Raw genomic sequence first — 16,698 nt, forward strand, 5'->3', positions numbered from 1 at the left:
CTAGTTGACGCCTCAGGATCGTTGCGAGTCGCTCTTGCGACTGTGTTCGGCATCTTGTTGTTTGCTCTTCTGTCAGGAGTACGACCTTCTTTCGGTCAGCAGCAGGATGATGATCAGAATTTTGCAAATATATCAGCTGAGCGGGTCATATCTCTTGGGCACACTTTTAGTGCTCTAGATATTGGAATAGACCTATCTGGACAGATCCTCTTCTTAACAGACCGCAGTAATAGAACACTAGTACTTTATGACTTAGAAAACAATGTCACGAAGAGCATAGACGTAGAGCATTATACATCTATGGTTGCGGTCGATTCAGCAACCAAGAAGGCATATGTCACGAACGGATGCGACTGTCCTGCGGCACATGACGTGACTGTAATAGATTATTCTAAAGGAGTCGGATCTGCTAAGGTGGAAGCCACTATCACAAACGTGAGCAAAAGAGCATCGCCAATCGCGATCAACGATGACACCGGCAAGATATATGTCGGCTCCAGTTCAAACGCCCTGACTGTGATAGATGGCACTACAAACAAAGTTGTCGGCACGATAGGAGAGGGAAGGATCAATGTTTCGGGAATAGACATCAACCCAAAAACCAATCAAGTCTATGTAATTGACAATAGTACAACATTGTACAAGATAGATGGCGCAACAAACAAAATTCTTGGCAATATTATGATCGGACTTCCTTCTTCAGCTCCTAAAGAAGGAGGCAACGAAGGAGATAGTAGTAAAGGCAGATTAATTCCGACGGCAATTGCGGTTAATCCAAACACGAATGTAGTATATGTCATCAATCAGAAAGTGCCCAAGCCTATTCCACTCGGAGAAGAAGCGCCTTTGTTTAATACTGCATACCTGGTTGCAGTAAACGGCACGTCCAATACCATAATTAACCCTAACATCGCCACTCTGAATAGTATTGATTTCGACATAGCAGTAAACAATGATACGAATACAGTATATGTGCTAGGTCTTCGCAACACCGGACTCATTAAAGTTGATGGTACTACAAACAGTGTATCTCTCGAGCAGGATTTCTCTGATCTGAAGGATTCCTTTCGTCACGTTGTAGTTGATGAAAGTACGAACAAATTCTATCTGTCAGGCCGGACTGGTATCTTTGAAGTGTCAGAGAATAACAACAAGGCAAACGCACCAGAGTTTCGTGACTTTGTCATGCTAATACCCGCGCTTGCAATCGCAGCGGCGGTGATAACTACGCGTTTACTAAGAGAGTTCTAGCTTGATTAATGCTGAGTTGGATATACAATAAGACGGCCGATAGATTTGCGCGGGAAGCCTGCCTCGGAGTCTGACCTCTAGGCGCTATTACTTTTACATAAGCGGGCCAGTCGACAGCGAATTTTTATAAAGCCCGGCCAATAGACAATTAACTAAAAACAGGTATTCTCATTTGGCATCCGATTTTTGGTTAACTCATTTACCTTTTAGTTTGAACCATCTGGCGATCACTAAACTTAATATAATGAGATGAATTTGCTTTGTCTACGCAACGAAACATGCTGGCTGTTTTTGATGTAGAAGGCGTTCTACTCGACGCCGAATATCTTCCCGTCCTCGCCTCGATTATGGGACCTGAAAAGGAAAAGGAGATCTGGGACATTACCAAGGCCGGCATCCGCGGCGAGATAAACTGGGAGGAAGGCCTTGTCAGGCGCGTCCATGCCCTGCGCGGCATCGACCATGACAAGGCAAAAGAGATCGCCGAAAACCTGCCCATAATGCCCGGAGCAAAAGAGCTGTGCAGCGCGCTAAAGAACGCGGGATGGAGAATGATTGCTGTCTCTGGCGGCTTTACCATAATCACCGACAGACTGAAGCATGACCTTGGCATTGACAAGATATTCTCAAACGAACTGATATTCAAGAACAACAAGCTTGAAGACGTAAAACTAAACGTCACGTCGGACAAGGCGGCCGCCATCAAGTCCACGGTACAGGAATGGGGCGTGCGCAGGGACGACATCGTGGTGGTAGTCGACGGCGCAAACGACCTGAAGCTGTTCGCGCTTGCAGGCTATACCGTCGGCTTTTGCCCGGTGGAGATAGTGAAGGAAAGGGCCGACGACACCATCGAGCGACGCGACCTGAGCCTGCTTTTGCACTTGCTGGAGAAAAAGTACGGCAAGGCCGTGCTTGCCACAACAAGCAAATAGTAACTTTGCATGTTTATATCGCAACTTCATGCAATTGATGAACGTTGGAAAAAAGAAGGCGCGTTTCATCCGGCACAAAGTGGGAATCTGCAGTAGGGTATTCCCGGGCAGTTCGCGCAGGCTCTGTGGTACACGTTTCGGGAACGACAGCGACTGACGAAGAGGGAAACATTGTCGGCATCGGCGATCCGTACGTGCAGGCCGTGCAGGCCATAATGAACATCGAGTCCGCGCTCTTGCAGCTTGGATCAAGCCTGGAGGAGGTAGTAAGGACGCGGATATACGTAAAAAACATCGGCGACTGGGAAAAGATAGGCGCGGCTCATGCCAAGTTCTTTGACAAGACGCGGCCTGCAACATCGATGGTTGAGGTCAGCCGGTTCATCGACCCCGACATCCTTGTCGAGATAGAGGCAGAAGCAATCTCTGGCCAATGATAATAATCGGCTAGTTTTTGTAACCCGTAATATCATCCTCATCTATCTGCGTTGCCTGCAATAATAACAGTCATCCCTGTCAAAGTCAATGGCGACATTGCACCCAAGAGCGACCTTGGCTCGACAATCCTTGAATCGCTTGGCGCAAATGGCATAGAGCTGCAGGACGGCGACATCTTGGTAGTCGCGCAAAAAGCCGTATCAAAGGCGGAGGGGCGCATCATCGACCTGGCAAAGGTCAAGCCGTCAAGGAAAGCAATCCGTCTTGCCAAGGAGCTGCATAAAGACCCCCGGATAGTGCAGCTGATACTGGACGAGGCAAGGGAAATAGTGACTATAAAAAACGGCATCATTATCACAGAGACAAGGCACGGCTTTATCTGCGCCAATTCGGGAGTTGACCAGAGCAACCTTGCCAGAGACAATGCCGCCATACTGCTTCCGGCCAACCCGGACTCTTCTGCAAGGAGGCTGCGCGAGTTTGTCAAAAAGCAACAAAACAGGAATGTTGCCGTGGTAATAACCGATACTTTTGGCAGGCCGTTTCGGGAAGGCCAGACAAACATCGCAGTTGGGGTTGCCGGCATCAAGCCCATCAAGAACTATATCGGAAAAAAAGACATGTTTGGCAGGAAACTGCGCGTGACTGAAATCGCAGTCGCAGACGAAATAGCGTCGGCGGCAGAGCTTACAATGGGAAAATCCGCCGGCATCCCTGTTGTACTGGTGCGCGGCTATGAATTCGAGCATGTCAGCAGGGCATCCGTAAAAGACCTGTTGCGGCCAAAAAAGCAGGATATTTTCCGGCACACAGGCAATCGTTAAGTACGTCTGAAACAAAAAATTGCAACCCGGATGAGCAGCGACAAATGTTTTACACAAGAATCAGGCAAACACGTGCACGTACGCGCTTTTTACTTTCCTGTTTGCTTTGGAACTTCTAGATCTACAAACTTTATCAGTTCATCGTTTGCCTTTTCCTTTTCTTCGATGTTTAATCCGTGCCCGCTATTCTCAAACCTGACCAATCTTGAGCCTTCTATTCCCCTGTTCATTACATTTGCAAGATCAAAAGGACAGATCTTGTCGTTAACGCCGTGAAATATTGCCACTGGCAACTTTCTTTCGCTGATTTTCCGCATGTCATCACGGAGATCCGCATCACGCAGCTCTTCCAGACACTTTACTGTGGCGTACGGCGATGCCTGCATGTTTATTGCAAACAGCCAGTTCCTAGTCTCTTGGCTTTGGGAGTCTTCGCTGCGAAAAAAGATCTTGATAAAATCGTGGACCATCTTTGCCCTGTCGTTTAAAGACTGCGCGATAAGGCTGTCGCAGTCTGACTTGTCAAGGCCGTATGGAAAGTCCTCCCTTTTTGTAAAACATGGAGCGGCCGCGCCCATGAATATAACTTTTGAAATTCGGCCAGAAGAAAGGTACTTGGCGGCATGGTGCATTGCTATTGCGCCTCCCATCGAGAACCCAACTAGCGTTACGCCATGCAAATCAAGCGCAGTCATTACATCCTCAATATCGTCCGCAAATGTATCGTAAGTGTATTCTCCATACCATGGCTTGTCCGACCTTCCAAAGCCTCTGAGGTCCATGCCAATGCAGCGATATCCTTTCTTTTGCAACTGCATGAATTGATATTCAAACATCCCGTGGCTCGGCCATCCGTGGATAAACACTATCGTGGGTTTGCCGCCTGTTCCTTTCCGCGTGTCTTCCACGTAAAGCGATACCTCGTCGTTGACCTTGACCAGGGACATGCCAAGAAGAGTGCGTGTGTGTAAATTAATGGGTTTTGCAAATTAATTCAGGTGGATTGTCAGGTGGCAAAAATAATGATGCTTCTGCAGCGATTTTCATTTTTTCGATGTATTATGCTGTGCAAATCTATCATTTTTTCAACACAAAACCTGTAGTTAGGAAAAGCCAAGGCTTTTCCAAAAACACTTAATATAACGCTGTTGTCAAGTATTCCTGTTCATTAGTATATGAGTACCAGCAGTAGTAGCAGCCCAACAAAGTCAATTGACGTGAGGGGACTTTACTGCCCCGAGCCTGTCTTCCGGACAAAGATGGAAATTGAGCGCCTGTCAATCGGCGATGTCTTGAAAATAGTCGCCGACGACCCGGAATCCGAGGAAGACATTTCAAGGTGGGTCAAGCGCAACGGCCACGAGCTTTTGGCCATCAACAAGACCCAGAAGGACCTGGAGTTCATAATCAAAAAGGCGAAATAGGAAAAATGACAACAACCGCAGCAGTTGCAAGCCCGGACGTTGTGCAGCGCATCGGCCAGACTCCACTTGTAGAGCTAAAATCGTTTTCAACAAAGAACGTCAAGATGTACGCAAAACTTGAATGGCACAACCCGTTTGGCTCTGTCAAGGACCGCGCCGCATACTGGATGATAAAGGACGCTGAAAAGCGCGGCATCTTGAAAAAAGACAAAAGCATAATCATCGAGCCAACGTCCGGCAACACCGGCATTGCACTTACCGGCATCGCAACTGCGCTTGGCTACAAGGTGGAAATAGTAATCCCAGAAAAGGTAAGCGAGGAGACGAAAAACATCCTGCGGCACCTTGGCGCGACCCTGCACGAGACCTCTGACGACCTGTGCCCAAGGGTAGGCGCAGGCACCGACCAGAGCATCGCACTTGCCAAGGCAATTTCCAAGCCAAGGCCTGACATTTACTACATGCCAAACCAGTACGAGAACGATGCCAACTTTCTTGCCCACTATGAAAGCACGGGGCCTGAAATCTGGAAGCAGACAAACGGCGCCATCACCCATTTTCTGACAGGCTGCGGCACCGGCGGTACGATAACTGGCACGGCGACGTACCTGAAGGAAAAGAACAAGAGCGTCAAGGTAGTGGCAGTGCAGGCGCAAAAGAACCACCTGTTACAAGGACTGAGGAACTTTGAAGAGTCGGCAATGCCTGACCTGTTCAAAAAGCGCCAGTCGGTGGTGGACGAGTGGTTCACCGCGACAAACAAGGGCTCGTTTGATGCGGCAAGGCTGCTTGCGGAAAAAGAGGGACTCCTTGTGGGGCCTTCGTCTGGCTCTGTCATGGAGTCAATGCTTGCAACCGCGCAAAAGATGGACTCGGGCGTGCTCGTAGGGATATTTGCAGACGACGGCCGCAAGTTCAAGAGCCTCTACGTGCGCGAAGGCGTCTTTGCCGAGCAGGAGTATGACCGTGCCCTGAAAAACGCCAGGCACATGTCGAGCCTGGCCTACAGCCTCTAAACTGAACTAGAGTATTCTTCTAGTGGATACAAACATAAGCTCAATAGGCTGAATCAACAAGCAACGTGTGATGCGCCATTCCCTGACAGCAATGGCTCTGTCAGCAGCATTGGTGGCGTTTCTTGTTTTTGCAGGGATGCTTCAAAACGTCTTTGCGCCTATTCCGCTCATTGAACAACTTCAAGGATACCTTGATCCTGAGACAAAACTGTACGTGGGCATGGGCGAAATCGTCAACTATTCTGCAGACAGCTATCCTATGGGAAACGTAAAACTGGACCTAGAGTTTCAGGGCGACAATGGCCGCGTGCATTATTCAGAGCCGACCGTAACCAACCTGCTTCCTGTCAAAGGTGGCTTTAGCATCCCGCCGGGGATGGCTCTGCCGTTTGTCATAGTCTTGAATGATACCAGTCTTTCTTCCAAGGTAAAGTCAATCGAAGACGTAGCTTCTCAAACAGGAAGCGGCACATGGAAGCCTGCCGACTTGGTGGTTACGCCCGGCCAAATCCATTCAATATCTGAAAGCGAGTTTGACGGAGTGAAATACAAGACGTGGGCCATAGAGGGAACAATACTCAACAATTACACCCAGCCTACCACACACGTCTACGTTGTGGCTGGCATACACGAAGGCTACAGGCTGGTTGGAGTTGCAGGCTACTCGCAAAAGGACAAGCAGCCACTCACGCTAGGTGGGATGGAGAAAAAGAATTTCACACTGTATGCGACGATGCCGGCAAACGTCAATCCAGACCGCGTCAACTTTCTCGCCGAATCTGACGATTCTTCAATGATGCGGGACAATTACCTGCCAATCCTGTCAAAGTACAGCGTTAATGGCGTGCCTGTAGGCTCTGTCGATAATGTTATCATCGATAACAAAACTGTCACTTTTACCGCTGAACTTTCAAACTTTGCAAGAAAGGACGTGGATTTTGATGTGGTGTTTCAGGTGCTAAAGGTGCCGTTTAGCGGGCAGTATGGCAACACAATAAACGATGACTTGCTTTTGCAGCAAAGCACCACCGCAGACCTGCAAGTCCTTCACTCGTCAATAAACGCGCTAGGTACTGCCACGGTTGACTATTCATGGACGGCTGACTCAGGCGGCTACTATGCGTACGCGATTTATGTTGTAAATGACTTGGACTCGCCAAAGATGCTTTCGAAACCTTTCATGTACAAGGTGTCCGGCTATCCTCCGCGCTTTTTGGCAAGCGACATGCTGCACGTGAAATAAAAGTTGAATTACTTTTTCTTGTTGTTGCTGTGCCTTTTTTCAGAAAGCCACCTTTCGACGTCGATTGCGGCCATGCAGCCAAATCCTGCGGCAGTGACTGCCTGCCTGTAGCGGTGGTCGTGGACGTCGCCTGCTGCAAACACGCCCTCGACGCTTGTCCTTGTATTTTCCTTGAGAACCATATAGCCCTTGTCGTCAAGCTCCACCTGGTCCTTAAATATCGACGTGTTGGGCTCATGGCCGATAGCAACAAAGAGGCCTCCTGCCTTGACCGTCGTCTCTTTGCCCGTTTTCAGGTTCTTTAGCGATACCGTGGCGACCTTTTTGTCGCCCTTGATGTCGGTGACGACGTTGTTCCACAGGAACTCGATCTTGGGGTTCTCCTTTGCCTTTTCCTGCATTATCGCGCTTGCGCGCAGGGTATCGCGCCTGTGCACGAGTTTTACAGACTTGCCAAACTTTGTCAGAAACGTTGCCTCCTCCACTGCAGTGTCTCCGCCGCCAACGACCACAATGTCCTCGCCCTTGAAGAATGGACCGTCGCACGTTGCGCAGTACGAAACGCCCCTGCCTCCAAACTGCTGCTCTGCAGGTATGCCGAGTTTCCTGGGCGACGCGCCGGTGCAGATAATGACTGCGTCAGAGTCGTACGTTTCAGAGTGGGTGGTTATCTTGAATGGCCTCTGCTTGAAATCGACCTGCGTGACTTCGTCGTCTATGATTACTGCGCCAAAGCGCTCGGCCTGCTGGCGCATGTTCATCATAAGCTCCGGCCCGAATATGCCGCTTGGAAATCCGGGATAGTTCTCGACCTCGCTTGTGGTCATCAGCTGGCCGCCAGGGAGCGTGCCGGAGATTACAAGGACTGAAAGTTTTGCGCGGGAGGTGTAAACGCCGGCCGTATAGCCTGCGGGACCCGAGCCAATTATAATGACGTCGTAATGCTTTTGAATGGTTTCGGCCAAACTGGTCAGGCTGATTTTCGGTTGACCTCTTAATAATCCGTTCGGAGGGTGGTTTTGTATTATTGTTGTTAGATTATTTGCATTAAACATCTAAAAAACCTGAAGAATTTATATCGACAACTAGACACGGTCAAATCATTCCTTTTGCAGCAAGCCGGCGGTTGAATTTATTGGCAAGCGACCTGTGTTTTAGACAGAGCATTGGATTTTCCACCTGCGTGCGTATCAGATCTTCCTGCCAGTGGGCGTTGTACAGCCTGCAGGCGTCGCTTTCGCAGAAAGGCTCGCCGTCGGCGACAAAGAAAAACAGCGCCTGAAGCACATAGCCTGCAGCGACTTCTGTCATCCTCTTGTCGCCATAGTCGATGAACCTGCCTGCAAGTTTTTTCTTTAGCGAATTGATGTCAGCACCGAACTGAGAAATGTAAAACTCCCTTGGCTTGGCAGGCGCTTCCACGATGCCCGTGGTCGAAATTATCGACGGCGTCCCGCATATCACCGCCCTTGCGTGGTAGCGCCAGTCATCTTCTGAAAACGTGCACGTCAAAAGGTCTGTGAATATTATGTGAACATCTGTCTGAAACGCCGGCGCAAGAATGCGCTGGAGCTCAAAGCCGTCGTACAACGCCGTCGGCCTGCCGTACAGGTCGAAATCCTGGTGCTCTTTTGGCTGGCGCTCAAACGGCTGTTTTATTTCAGAAACCCTTGCGCGCTCGATGTCTATTCTGTGATGCTCAAAGAAGAACGGCTTGCAAACGTCAAGAATGCAGTTTGTAAAGACCTGCGCCACGTCACTGATTATCCTGTCAAGATCAATTCCTGATGATGAAGAGGGCTCGGGGTAAAAGTGGACGCGGTGGAAATCCAACAAAAAGAAAAGAGGAGAATCGGTATTTTACTTTGTCTTGATCTTGGGCAGGTTTTATTATTATCACTTGGATGATACTGAGAGTTGTTTTGCCCTGTCAATAGAAAGCATGAGTAATAAGGCAAGTCTTGACTCCGTAAAATAATGTCGCTCCGCGTGAGAAATACAGGTGTTTATATGGCAGACCTTCCTACTGTAAGATAGTCATCCCGTTATAGTATTGCAAGTTTCAACACTCTGTTCTGTTTGCAATCGCAACAGTCTGGTTTCAGACCAAGAATCTGGCGAAGTTGTCTGTAGTAACTGCGGTCTGGTATTGTCAGATAAGGCGTCAGAAACCCGCGCAGAATGGCGCGACTTTGGCTCAGAGTCGGAAAAGAGGATCCGGACAGGTAGACACACTTCACTGGCAAGACATGATATGGGATTATCCACAACCATTGGCAAGACAAACAGGGATGCAAGCGGAAGGCTCATTGATGCGGAAAATCGCCATATGATTGACAGACTGAGAGTGTGGGACCATCGGATACAACTCGGTGCACCTTCTGAAAGAGGTCTGACAAAGGCTTTCGACGAACTGAACCGGACACGGGTAAAGCTGAGTCTATCAGAGACGATGGTAGAAAAAGCAGCTTATCTTTACAGAAAGGCCTATGAGAGGAAGCTGGTACGGGGAAGGAGCATCTCTTCACTCCTTGGGGCGTGCATTTACTTGGCGTGTAGAGAACTGGATACACCTATAACGCTCAAGGATATCACCGCTGCCGGCAATATCAAACGACGGGATGTTTCGCGGAGTTATAGGCTCTTACTTACTGAACTTGACATCAAAGTCCCACTGGTTGATCCGATGAGGTGCGTTGCCAAGATAGCAAACAAGGCGCAGCTAAACGAGAGGATTCTCAGACAGGCATTATCTCTTATGCGCGACGTTGCTGGAACCGGGGTGCAGGTTGGTAAGGCGCCAATGTGCTTTGCCGCAACAGTCCTTTACATTGCCTGCAGAAAAAGCGGCAGCAACATAACGCAGAGAAACATTGCTGAAGCAGCTGGAGTGACTGAAGTCAGCATCAGAAACAGGGTAAGAGAATTCACAAAAGGGCTTGATTCGATCGACACCACTACCGCTGTCCCTTCAAGTCCAATTTCTGACGCTTGATTTTTACGGTGAGTTATATGTGCGTGCGACATTTATTACATTGTGAATATGGACTATGCAGTCTTCTTTTTCGGCATTGGCCATGCCAATAGTAAACTCACTAGGAGCATCTGGCTACCCTGCGCTGCAGACCTTCCTATCGCACATATTGGATAAAAATAGACTCTTCTATTCTGGGAAGAGGCTGTTCTTTATTCTCTTGGCCGCGGTAACTTTTGAAATGCTCGAAGAAGTGTTTTAAAAAAGCAGCAGAAAGGTTTGTTTGTACGAATCGAACTGTGGATGGAAAAGATTCCACATCCCGTCCATCAGTCCGTCCCTTTTTTCATCATACGTCAAGTCTTTGACACTGTCAAGTCCAATTGCGGGAGACGAGGGCCAATTAGTGATGCCAAGCTGTAACACGACATTTCTTCATTGATGTTTCTTCACTTATATCGACAAAAGTGTAAGAATGAGTTGTCGTGAAGGCAGGAGGCAGGGTTGGAGATCGAATCATCTCCTCCTATATTACCAAAGCTGTTAAAACACTATTCTAGGTTTAATGAAGCGGCTCTCAATCTCCTCCAACCTCTGCATTGAGCCGTTACCTTTCCTTAGCTCAGAAAAAGAAGAATCATCATGGACCTTTCGTAGCATACGGACGACCTCTTTTTCTGTCACCCCGTGCTTGACATCGTATTCTATTTGTCTGCAGATGTGGTTCAGTCCGCCGTATTTCTTGTGATTCCTTTTCTCAAAAGCAGAAGCAGTTTCAGATAGGCCCTTTACGTACTTTACAACGGTCTTTTGCATGTGTTCAACATGCCATTCTTTCATTGGAAAACTATTTTGCACAGAAAACTTACCGGTAAAAGTAGCACAAGCCCGCTTATAACTCCAGCTTACGAGTTTGGAAGCAGTTGCATATCAAAAAACCTTCATTGCAGGGCACTGGCATACAAGCTATACAGATTTCCAGTCTTGCTACCTACGTAGCTCCAGACCTCGGGAGGGAGAGGTAATAGCTCGAACAAGCCTTTCTGTCGCTCATCCAATACGTCGTACACATATTGGCCAATTACAATTTGATTTGGTTGTGCAAGACCTGTAATCTTGGATGCCATGCTAATAGTATAGCCAAGAATATCCTGGTGCGCTTTTTTCGTGTTTATCTGTCTATCGTCAATGACTAAAGACTGAACATCCCATCCGTATTGCACCACCACGTTTTCTCCCACGTCTATTCCGATACGAACCTCAAGTTCAGGGTAGCCTTCTTGATTCAGGATGACGTTGAATCCTTCTTTCACTGCCCTGACCATAGACCTTGCACAGTGCATTGCATTTGTGCACGGCATGTACGGATTAGATTTATCCGGAACGACAAAAAATGCAAGTATTGCATCACCCAAGTACTTTAGCACATGCCCACCGTATGCCGATACCACAAGGGACATTTCATGCGTAAACCCGCGGATTATAGCGGCTAACCTGTCTACTGGCAGCGTCATTGAGAGCTTTGTAGAGCCCACTATGTCAATGTACAGTATCACGAAAGTAGCTTTAGATTCGGCCATTTTTTCAAGAACGCTTTGCGTGTCTTCATTTGATATGTTAAATTCCATTTCTCCTTTCAATGACTTCCACATTGCCAGTTGAGCCGACTTGATGATGTTCTCTATGTTGACAACTGCATCAAGGTAAAACATTCCTATTGAAGATGTATCTGAGGCCTGTTTGATGGATTTTCTTTTCTTCTCATCTTCTGCTATGGCATCTTTTATGATGCTATCGACTTCTTCTCTGCTAATATCAAGCTGCATTGCAATTGTGTCTGGAAAAAGGCCTGCATGGTACAGATTCATTGCAGCTTGCTTTGTTGTTGCTCTCAATCTGGACTCGTGCACCTTTGTTGAGCATATTATTGCATTCTCATTCTTATTAATACGTCGGCTGCCGTACCCTTCCATGATCAATTCACCATATTGTTTGTCCTACGGAATATCGCGTCAGTACAGCAGCTTGAGGGCATCTGGAAATCAAAATCAATCAGAACAATTTAATGTACTGCCATCATACAGGGTATGTTTAACGCTTTGGCCCTTGGTTTTGCCTATGCATTCACAATCTGGCAGCAAGCGCATCGTTCTTTTCAGGCGTAAGATGCGAGTGTCGGCTAGGCTGATCTTCTTCTATAACCTGATTTTGTTTGCACACTTTTCTTTGTAGAGTTTTTGCTTCTCTTTCTTATTTTTTCCATCGTTATTGCTATCACTTTAGTAGGAGCGTTGTTGTACTTAAGAATGCATGATGGTGATGTCGATGATGGCATCTAAACTTCTCAGATAAGGTGCTTGTCCAAGCAGAGCTGGATAAGACCTTGTCTCGCAAGTAAATGCTGTGAATGTTGTTGCTTGTTTTTTTTGCACAACTTAATAGACGCTTACGTCAGATCATATAATGTGACTTCTGCAATCGTGCTACTTAATTGCCGTTTCCCTTTTGATGCTAGGATTATCGATGAGCTCAACAAGTTGTCCGCCGTAACTTATGTTTACAGAACATCGGGGATCTATGACTTGATATTGAAGGTTACTGCAAATACGGAAAACGAACTTCATAAAACAGTTGGCACCGAGATAGGCACAATCCGCAATGTCGATTCTATTCTCACAATGGTTATTGCCTAGAAAAGCGTCAGATGGCCGCATGTGCTCAAGCGCAGTGCCGCCACATTTCTGTAGATTCGCATATGGTCATATGCTAAATTCTGGAAAGAACATTATGCACCACGTATCCCTTGCGACACAAGTATGGAGTAGCATCCCAAGCCGCATTCCTCGCACAAGGGCTTCATGCTCTTGGCGTCAGCGCTGCCAATGCAGCAAGGCTGCTTTACTCTTCCCATATGGTCAAGCGATAGTATTGCCCACGACGGGCAGTCTACAGGTGTTGTGCCGGTGCCTCCCCAATTGCCTTTCATGAGCGATAACTGCTTGACCGGATTGACTACAAAATCTGGATATTTTCTCTTCATCTCAATAAGTTTGTCGACAACCTGATTTCGCACAACTCCAAAGGGGAGCATCAATGGATCTCCCTTTACAAAAGGTGTGTGGAACTGAAAACCAATTTTGTTTACTTTTCCCCTCCATTCTTCTATCAATTCTTCAACAGTCATGTAGTTTAGCGAGTTTATGGTCATAGAGATCCAAATGTCAGTCCATGCAGGCCTTCCGTCGCGGTCTGGGCCTGCAACGTAGTCCAGTATGTTCTTCTTTGTCATGGCATATGACCCTTCTCCTCTTATACTGTCATGCACCTTCTCGGTTCCATCCATCGACACCCAGTAGAAATACAGCCCGTTAAAGCGTCTTAGCGGAAAAGTCGCGTTTGTCACAACACAGACCCTGCGAGGCATTTCCTTGCAAAAGATCTCTATGACATCTGGCCGTAATGTAGGCTCACCTCCGACAAGCGTGGTGACAAATATCTTTTGTTTATTGAATTTGTCCCTGATGATTCTGCGCCAGTCTTCGGCTGTCAAATCTTGTTCGCCTTTCTTGCGGTTGAGCCACCAGTAGCAGTGCGTGCAGTGCAGGTTGCAAATGTTGTTGACGTCTACAGAGCCGTACATGGGCTGCTTGCTCTTGAAAAGGCGATAAGCGATAATCTTTTTGAAAATGCTGATGTAAAAGGGCATCTCCCGCAGCAGTTCTGTTATGCCGCGACCGTAGATCAGGTTTACCACGGTATAATATAGGTCTCTTTCTGATAATAAAGAGTCTCTGTATACATGGTAACTCTCATATGAAAAAACGAACAAAGACCCTTTTGTCAACAAAAACAGAAAATGGCTGATTTGTAAATCTTCGGCGCTCGGCACATAGGAGGACCGAAGACAGAAGACTAGTTCATCAAATCAAAGAGTCCCGGCGACGTATTGTTAGTATCTTGATGATAGATTTTGTGGGGAAGTCCGCTTATGCCATTCTTGATTCACTTATTGCGATTTATCACACTTCTATTGAGTCGATGTTTAAAAATATCTGGCATCGCCAGTTCAGAAACAACTCTGCATGAGCATGGATATATGGTAGGTCATGTCATAATAAGACAGTAGATTCTAAATGTCAAGAATCCAGATATTTAAAAGGAACTCGACTTTCGTGGATCTACCAGATCTAGTAGAGGAGATAAGTAACATCGGGCTGGAAGAGACTTTGAAAAAATACTACAACCCACCATTCGAACACGATGCCAAGAGTATAGTTGCAGGTCCTAGTTTCATGCACTACCTGAACCGGCTATTCAAGACGCAAATAGCTGCGGGAGACATCTTACAATTTGAATCGAGCGACTATCACAAGTATTTCATGTTCTCACCAACTGGAACATGGGATGAGATAATCAAGCTACAATAAAACGCACAAATATGCGAATGTTTGTTCTTTTGCTTGACGGAAATCACAAACAAGACTCCTGTAGAATTGGATAATATGCAACTCATCAAGATCCTGCTTAACTAAATTAAGTCGTGGTTATATGCCAGTTAAATAACTGATAATAATGTCAAGACCTTTTAGAACAACGCCGATACAAGTCAAGAGGAACCACTCTCCCGGAGATTGTGGCATATGTTCAGGAACCGCGACAACAGAAGCCTTATTCGAGTTGAGAGGCTGTATAGTAGTTCGGAAATATTGTGACAAGTGCCTGCCTGATGCAGAGTATGAGGTGCCTCTGTAGCAGAGAAAGTCTCGTTTATCTGGGGATTTTTAGAATCTATAATGGATATGTGGACTTTTGGCCATACATCATTTGAAATTCCATCAATTAGCTTCGCCGTACCAATCTTTCCTACTCCCTACCAGGGATACGATTCTACGGTAAAAGTCCTCAAGCTCGTATAATGATAAATTCAAACTCTTCAAGGTATTGATATCTAATCCAAGCACTCGGAGGTTTTCATAGATTTCTTTTTTTATTATTTCTTCATCCAATTGCACAGCATATACTCAACTTACCTCCATTCTGATGGCTACAATCAATACTATTCGATAATAGTCAGTTGTCCCTGTAGTTAAACTTGCGGGGTATTGCGCACTTTCTGACTTCTAATTGTGTCCGTCAACTATTCTCTAATGCATCCAGCTCGGCTCGAAGGATTGTGTACGCTCTGGAAACCGAGTTTCCTTATCTGATACCTTTTTGCCTTAATGCAATTTCGACTAACAGCTTGTTGATGTTGCAAGGTGCTGTCTTGAACATCCGTTGTGTTGCTTCAGCTGTAAGCTTGATAATCGGATTGCACTTGTATGATATGCGGCGGGCATTCCTCCTCAAATGGTCGACTATTCTTTCTTCTATTCTATCGACCATTAAATACTAACTTGGACTACTCCAAGATAACCAAGCTAGCACTTTAGAGAGAGGGAGAGGCAGCAAATTACGAGAGCCATCCATGTAAATATTACAATCTCGGTCATGCAATTTTTGCTTAAATACGAGTAATGTGTATATTATTTTGATGAATAGAAGAATGCGGTTTTCCCAAGGTGGCAAATGTGAATGCATTTGTCATAGCAGGCCAAATACCGACTACTGCGGTTATTGTTCGCAGTCTCACAGAAGATTTGTACGCTAACTCTCGGTGATATTGGCATAATTTAGCTACTGCTGACTTTATGATGGCAAACATTTTGACTCTGTCTGGGTTGTCGCTTTGTGTAGCTCCACAGTTTCAATCTTTTTTCCTACTTGACAGCTGTACAATAATTGATTTCAGTTTGTGTATGCCGTACCCTGTTTTGGCCGATATTGCCATTGCGTCCTGCACTCCGAGGTCATCTGCAATTTGTGATATTGCCTCTTCAGAACCCATCACCTTGTCGCACTTTGTAAAGACCACTAGAACCTTGGACCCATTCGCTTTCAGCTCTTTCAGAATATTCATGCATGTGATGTACTTTATACGAATGCTTCGCATGTCCTCCGATGCATCTATCAAAAGAAGCACCAGTGCGGCTGTCAGCGATTCCTCAAGGGTCGATTTGAAAGCGTCTATCATGTACGTCGGAAGCCTGCTGATGAAGCCGACTGTATCTGTGAGCAAAATGTCATTGCTGACGGTGCCGCCAACCCGGAATGCCTGGGTGGTAGTAGAAAGTGTCGTGAATAGACTGCTCGAAGTCTCCCTATGTTCTTCCGTAAGCAAGTTGAAAAGTGTGCTCTTGCCACAGCTCGTGTACCCTACCAGAGATACAACGGGAAGGTTGTCCTTTGCCCTCTGATGGTGGTCCAGCCGCTTATAAGAATCTTCTAATTTTTGCTTATAACTACTTAATCTTGGCCATAGGCCAAAATCAAATCACGCACTGCGCAAAAGCAGAAAGGACAAGTCTGCGGATGTTGCTTATGATAAATGAACATATTCAGCCAGATGCCCCAGAATTTCCTTGACGATCTCCTGGCGTTTTATCTGCCTCCTCCTGCAACCTGACGTAACTGTTTACTGATGTTTGACCTTTTCCCTGTCTCCGTTAAACCAGTCGCAGTTAGAGTGCAAATTGATGCATCTTCCAATCCTT

General features: G+C 46.6%; 17 protein-coding genes. 10 read left to right on the forward strand and 7 right to left on the reverse strand.

Annotated features, from left to right (window positions below; all coding sequences use genetic code 11):
• Positions 1-21: 21 nt before the first annotated feature.
• The 4 genes from NTE_RS09990 (at position 22) to cofE (ending at position 3,448) form a co-directional block, all read left to right on the forward strand.
• A complete protein-coding gene (locus tag NTE_RS09990) occupies positions 22-1,251 on the forward strand; it encodes a YncE family protein (RefSeq protein ID WP_148700891.1) in 1,230 nt (409 codons plus the stop codon).
• 278 nt (positions 1,252-1,529) lie between these two features.
• On the forward strand, positions 1,530-2,186 hold the full coding sequence (gene serB, locus NTE_RS09995; RefSeq protein WP_148702120.1) for a phosphoserine phosphatase SerB: 657 nt from the start codon (positions 1,530-1,532) through the stop codon (positions 2,184-2,186).
• Between the two features lie 44 nt (positions 2,187-2,230).
• Positions 2,231-2,623, forward strand: coding sequence for a RidA family protein (locus NTE_RS10000; RefSeq protein ID WP_148700892.1), 393 nt, complete (start codon positions 2,231-2,233; stop codon positions 2,621-2,623).
• Positions 2,624-2,674: 51 nt separating this feature from the next.
• Positions 2,675-3,448 carry a coenzyme F420-0:L-glutamate ligase gene (cofE, locus tag NTE_RS10005; protein WP_226986947.1) on the forward strand — a complete coding sequence of 258 codons (774 nt, stop codon included), beginning with the start codon at positions 2,675-2,677 and terminating at the stop codon, positions 3,446-3,448.
• 89 nt (positions 3,449-3,537) lie between these two features.
• On the opposite strand, the gene NTE_RS10010 is transcribed toward cofE, so the two are convergent.
• Positions 3,538-4,395, reverse strand: a complete 858-nt coding sequence (locus NTE_RS10010; protein WP_148700893.1) for an alpha/beta fold hydrolase — start codon at positions 4,393-4,395, stop codon at positions 3,538-3,540.
• A 228-nt stretch (positions 4,396-4,623) separates the two neighbouring features.
• On the opposite strand from NTE_RS10010, the gene NTE_RS10015 reads away from it, so the two are divergent.
• The 3 genes from NTE_RS10015 (at position 4,624) to NTE_RS10025 (ending at position 7,131) form a co-directional block, all read left to right on the forward strand.
• Complete coding sequence (locus NTE_RS10015) at positions 4,624-4,872, forward strand: sulfurtransferase TusA family protein (protein ID WP_148700894.1); 249 nt, start codon at positions 4,624-4,626, stop codon at positions 4,870-4,872.
• 5 nt (positions 4,873-4,877) lie between these two features.
• Complete coding sequence (locus tag NTE_RS10020) at positions 4,878-5,888, forward strand: PLP-dependent cysteine synthase family protein (protein ID WP_148700895.1); 1,011 nt, start codon at positions 4,878-4,880, stop codon at positions 5,886-5,888.
• Between the two features lie 67 nt (positions 5,889-5,955).
• Entirely contained in the window at positions 5,956-7,131 is a 1,176-nt protein-coding gene (locus NTE_RS10025; RefSeq protein WP_148700896.1) for a hypothetical protein, read from the forward strand.
• An 8-nt stretch (positions 7,132-7,139) separates the two neighbouring features.
• Here NTE_RS10025 and trxB read toward each other — a convergent pair whose 3' ends face one another.
• Together trxB and NTE_RS10035 are read right to left on the reverse strand one after the other, a co-directional pair.
• A complete protein-coding gene (gene trxB, locus NTE_RS10030) occupies positions 7,140-8,096 on the reverse strand; it encodes a thioredoxin-disulfide reductase (protein WP_226986948.1) in 957 nt (318 codons plus the stop codon).
• Positions 8,097-8,226: 130 nt separating this feature from the next.
• Positions 8,227-8,964: a DUF6775 family putative metallopeptidase gene (locus tag NTE_RS10035; protein ID WP_148700898.1), complete on the reverse strand. Its 738-nt coding sequence runs from the start codon at positions 8,962-8,964 to the stop codon at positions 8,227-8,229.
• A gap of 220 nt (positions 8,965-9,184) precedes the next feature.
• Between NTE_RS10035 and NTE_RS10040 the strand changes: the two genes are divergently transcribed.
• The gene (locus NTE_RS10040) at positions 9,185-10,126 is read left to right on the forward strand and encodes a transcription initiation factor IIB (RefSeq protein WP_226986949.1); all 942 of its coding nucleotides are present in this window, start codon (positions 9,185-9,187) and stop codon (positions 10,124-10,126) included.
• Positions 10,127-10,648: 522 nt separating this feature from the next.
• On the opposite strand, the gene NTE_RS10045 is transcribed toward NTE_RS10040, so the two are convergent.
• Positions 10,649-10,963: a hypothetical protein gene (locus tag NTE_RS10045; protein ID WP_148700900.1), complete on the reverse strand. Its 315-nt coding sequence runs from the start codon at positions 10,961-10,963 to the stop codon at positions 10,649-10,651.
• Between the two features lie 83 nt (positions 10,964-11,046).
• Positions 11,047-12,078 (reverse strand): adenylate/guanylate cyclase domain-containing protein, encoded by a 1,032-nt coding sequence (locus NTE_RS10050; protein WP_148700901.1) that lies wholly within the window; start codon positions 12,076-12,078, stop codon positions 11,047-11,049.
• A gap of 507 nt (positions 12,079-12,585) precedes the next feature.
• Here NTE_RS10050 and NTE_RS10055 point away from each other — a divergent pair.
• Entirely contained in the window at positions 12,586-12,798 is a 213-nt protein-coding gene (locus NTE_RS10055) for an Lrp/AsnC ligand binding domain-containing protein (RefSeq protein ID WP_226987271.1), read from the forward strand.
• A 92-nt stretch (positions 12,799-12,890) separates the two neighbouring features.
• Here NTE_RS10055 and NTE_RS10060 read toward each other — a convergent pair whose 3' ends face one another.
• The gene (locus NTE_RS10060; RefSeq protein WP_193354068.1) at positions 12,891-13,859 is read right to left on the reverse strand and encodes a radical SAM protein; all 969 of its coding nucleotides are present in this window, start codon (positions 13,857-13,859) and stop codon (positions 12,891-12,893) included.
• Between the two features lie 379 nt (positions 13,860-14,238).
• On the opposite strand from NTE_RS10060, the gene NTE_RS10065 reads away from it, so the two are divergent.
• Positions 14,239-14,532, forward strand: a complete 294-nt coding sequence (locus tag NTE_RS10065; protein ID WP_148700903.1) for a hypothetical protein — start codon at positions 14,239-14,241, stop codon at positions 14,530-14,532.
• A 1,319-nt stretch (positions 14,533-15,851) separates the two neighbouring features.
• On the opposite strand, the gene NTE_RS10070 is transcribed toward NTE_RS10065, so the two are convergent.
• On the reverse strand, positions 15,852-16,412 hold the full coding sequence (locus tag NTE_RS10070; RefSeq protein ID WP_148700904.1) for a GTPase: 561 nt from the start codon (positions 16,410-16,412) through the stop codon (positions 15,852-15,854).
• Between the last annotated feature and the right edge of the window lie 286 nt (positions 16,413-16,698).

It is taken from the genome of Candidatus Nitrososphaera evergladensis SR1 (genome assembly GCF_000730285.1).
Classification (GTDB): Archaea; Thermoproteota; Nitrososphaeria; order Nitrososphaerales; family Nitrososphaeraceae; genus Nitrososphaera; species Nitrososphaera evergladensis.